Origin of the sequence: Streptomyces glaucescens, from assembly GCF_002154375.1 — a bacterium.
Lineage (GTDB): Bacteria > Actinomycetota > Actinomycetes > Streptomycetales > Streptomycetaceae > Streptomyces > Streptomyces glaucescens.
On sequence record NZ_MUND01001067.1, the window covers coordinates 1 to 1,229 of the forward strand.

Annotated in this window: 1 protein-coding gene and 1 pseudogene; both read right to left on the minus strand. The window is 75.8% G+C overall.

Annotated features, from left to right (window positions below):
- A pseudogene (locus tag CCN42_RS40615) lies at positions 1-300 on the minus strand (permease); the annotation flags it as partial.
- 74 nt (positions 301-374) lie between these two features.
- On the minus strand, positions 375-1,229 hold an 855-nt coding region (locus CCN42_RS40620; protein ID WP_339384157.1), incomplete at its 5' end, for a tetratricopeptide repeat protein.

Genomic DNA, 1,229 nt, shown 5'->3' on the forward strand with positions numbered 1-1,229 from the left:
GGCCGGGGGGCGGGGGAGGAGGCGGGTGAAGACGCGTTGCGGGACGAACGCGCCGATCGCGGCGGAGACGACCGTGCCGAGGAGGAGGAAGGGGACGCCCTGGACGGTGATCGCGGTGAAGACCGTCCACCAGGCGGCGACGGGCGGGGTGTACAGGTCGAGGGCGACGAGCGGGCCGAGGACGGAGGCGACCGTCGCGATGGTGATGAGGGCCGCGCCGCCGACACCGGCGTGGAGCAGCGCGCGGACGGTGAGGCGCAGCCCGTCGGCGAGTCGCCGTATGTGTACGTCGTTCTCCACAGGTCCCCGCCGCCCCTTGCCGCTGTTGCCGTCCCGAAGGCTAACCGGCGGGGTCGTGCGCGGGCCGGGCGCGGTCAGAGCGGGGGCCGTGCGGGGGCCGGGCCGAGAGTGGTGGTGCCGGGGGCGGTGCGGTGGCCGAGGCCGGTGCGGTAGGCGTCGAGGGCGGCCTCGATGCGGCCGGTGCGGCGCAGCAGGTCGCCGAGGAGGCGGCACAGGTCGGCGAGGTCACCCGCGGCGCCCGCGCGTTCCAGCAGGCTGAGGGCGCGGACGTAGTGCTCCTCGGCGGTCTCGGTGTCGCGGGCCGCCTCGGCGATCCGGCCGAGGAGGCGGTGGGCCGCGGCGGCGTGGACGGCGCCGCGCTCGGAGGACAGGTCGCCGAGGACGTCGTGGAGGAGGGCGGCGGCCTCGTCGGACCTGCCGCGGCGGTGGAGGACGTCGGCGAGTTCGACGGCGACCTGGCTGCTGTAGAGGGCGGCGCGCTGGGCGGAGAGCATGGTCTGGGCGGAGCGCAGTTCGGCCTCGGCGCGCTCCAGGTCACCGTTCTGGGCGTAGACGTAGCCGCGCATCCAGTGGCAGTTCGCGAGCTCGGTGCGGATCTGGAGCTGGCGGTACATCTCGGCCGCCTTGGCGAGGGAGGCGTCCGCCTCGGCGATACGGCCCTCGGCGAGCAGGGTGCGGGCGACCGAGCGGTGCATCCGGGCGACGAGGGCGGGGTCGGCGGCCCGCGGGGCGAGGGCGAGGGCTAACTCGGCGGCCTGGGCGGCGCGGGCGTGGGCGCCCATGTCCATGTAGGGGCCGATCACGCCGGCGTAGAGGAGGAGCAGGGCGTCCGGGTCGTGGAGGCCGCCGCGGTTGAGTTCGTCGAGGGTGGTCTCGAGGAGGTAGACGGCGTAGCGCAGCTCACCGGCGAGGTAGTGGGCGACGGCCCG